Genomic DNA, 1,711 nt, shown 5'->3' with positions numbered 1-1,711 from the left:
GGCGCGCAGGAGGGGGTCCTTGGCCGTAGCCGGCGTCAGCGGCCACCCAGGAAAAGGGCAGGCCGCGTGCGATGGCACCGCGCAGCATGGCGATGCCCAGCCGGGGTTGGGCGGCGAAGGTGATCTCCTCGGGCACCCCGGCGTCCCGGCGGCGCTCCGCATCCCCGGTCCGGGCCGCGGGCAGGTACAGGCGCCGGTCGCAGAAGGTGTGCCCGGCCCCGGCCGGTGAGCATCACCATGACCTGGCAGTTGCGTACGTCCCCGGTGGTTCCGCAGTGCTGGTGCGCCACCCCCGCCGGCCGCGTCCCCTTCTTGATCACCTGAGTGCCGTCCAGCACCAGCGTGGCCTGAGCACTGCCCAGGCGGCCGGCGACGCAGTCCTGAACCCCGGCCAGCAACGCGACCGCGTCCCAGGACGCCTCACCCAGGAGCTTCTGGATCCGGTGCACGGGTGGCGTGCCCGGCACGCCCGGCCACCGTCCAGCCGTTCTTCCGGCCCCGGTCCGGCAGCAGGCCCCCCATCAGATCCGCGAACACCTCCCGCGGCTCCGGCCGCACGAACAGATGCCCCAGCCCCACGGTGAGTGAAGCCAGTTCTTCCGCCCACCCCTCCACGTGCTCCGGCGCCACATCCACCAGCATGACCAAACAACGACATCACCGATCAACAGTCACAAGATCTGAGGCTGTAGTACCAGGCTGCGTTGCGCGCCTGGCGCGCCCAGCTCGGGCACAGCAAAGTGATTTTGCCCAACGGACACTGGGACGAGCTTGGACGCTGGCACAGCGGCTCGGCATGGTCGACCTCCAGCGCACGGTCCCCAAGCCCTCCTCCGCCTCGCCTGCCAAACGCATCAGCGTCCTGTTCGCCATGCTCCGGGACGGCACCTTCTACGAACCCCGCACGCCGGCGGACGTCGAACTCGCCGCATGACCCCAGAAAGACCGATTACCCCAAACCTGGCAGGGGTGCCTTGACGAAGGACATAGAGGCACCCCCCGAAGCTACGGCGAAGTGACAAGTAGCTCTCTGTAGTCAGGGTGACGCTCGGCCTGGGAGAGCGAGACGGGTCCGGGGACGTGAGGAAGGACCAGGGCAGTTGCCGTAGGTCCGCTCGACCGTCCAACGCTTCGGGGTGGGAGTGAAACCTCGTCCTGGGCTTGCGGGGGGTATCTCCATGTCGATGCCGAGGGGTGGCCGCGTGCTCGACGAGGTGCTGGCGGTAGCCGCCGTCGGCCCACCACCTTGCGGATGGTGGGGTGATCGGTGGCGACATGGTCGAGCAGTGCGGTGCCGGCGACGGAGTCCTGCACGCTCGCCGCGGTCACCAGCACGGCGAGGAGGAGGCCGAGCGTGTCGGTCACGATGCTCCGCTTGCGTCCCACTTCTTCCCGGCGGCCACGCCCTGGCTGACAGCGGGGACGCTGGTGGATGTCTTGACGCTCTGAGCGGCGATCACGCAGGCCGTCGGCTCCGCGTCCCGTCCTTCCTTCTCGCGCAGAAGCTGCCTGAGCAGGCCGTTGAGCTGGGCGAAAAGGCCCTCGTCCGCCCACTTGGCGAAGTAGCCGTAGACCGTGTTGCGGGAGGTCATGCGGGAGATAGCGCCACTGGACCCCCGGTACTACAGCCGTGCGTGTCTGTTGGGTGCGTGACGCGTTGTTCCGTTCGTGGAGACGGAGCGCGCGGTAGAGGTGTGGTCGGGCTGGTTCG

The 1,711-nt window shown here is 68.8% G+C and carries 3 protein-coding genes and 2 pseudogenes; 1 reads left to right on the top strand and 4 read right to left on the bottom strand.

The features are described from left to right. The 3 genes and pseudogenes from AC07DW_RS34370 to AC07DW_RS34360 all read right to left on the bottom strand — a co-directional run. A partial coding sequence (locus AC07DW_RS34370; protein WP_478861511.1) for a transposase occupies nucleotides 1–184 on the bottom strand: 184 nt, incomplete at its 3' end. Nucleotides 185–284: 100 nt separating this feature from the next. Next, nucleotides 285–449 (bottom strand): annotated as a pseudogene (locus AC07DW_RS34365) (IS701 family transposase); the annotation flags it as partial. Then, nucleotides 421–648, bottom strand: coding sequence for a hypothetical protein (locus tag AC07DW_RS34360; RefSeq protein WP_478861513.1), 228 nt, complete (start codon nucleotides 646–648; stop codon nucleotides 421–423). The gene AC07DW_RS34360 and the pseudogene AC07DW_RS34365, both read right to left, overlap by 29 nt. 148 nt (nucleotides 649–796) lie before the next feature. Between AC07DW_RS34360 and AC07DW_RS34355 the strand changes: the two genes are divergently transcribed. Beyond that, nucleotides 797–934: a hypothetical protein gene (locus AC07DW_RS34355; RefSeq protein WP_478861512.1), complete on the top strand. Its 138-nt coding sequence runs from the start codon at nucleotides 797–799 to the stop codon at nucleotides 932–934. A 168-nt stretch (nucleotides 935–1,102) separates the two neighbouring features. Here the strand turns inward: AC07DW_RS34355 and AC07DW_RS34350 are convergent. Next, nucleotides 1,103–1,617: pseudogene (locus tag AC07DW_RS34350) on the bottom strand (transposase); the annotation flags it as partial. Between the last annotated feature and the right edge of the window lie 94 nt (nucleotides 1,618–1,711).

This window comes from Streptomyces sp. NPDC045701, assembly GCF_056432045.1.
This window is presented reverse-complemented; position numbering and strand designations above follow the sequence as displayed.

Bases quoted from the DNA above. Each gene is read 5' to 3' on its own strand.
- AC07DW_RS34355 (WP_478861512.1), top strand. From the start codon at position 797: ATGGTCGACCTCCAGCGCACGGTCCCCAAGCCCTCCTCCGCCTCGCCT.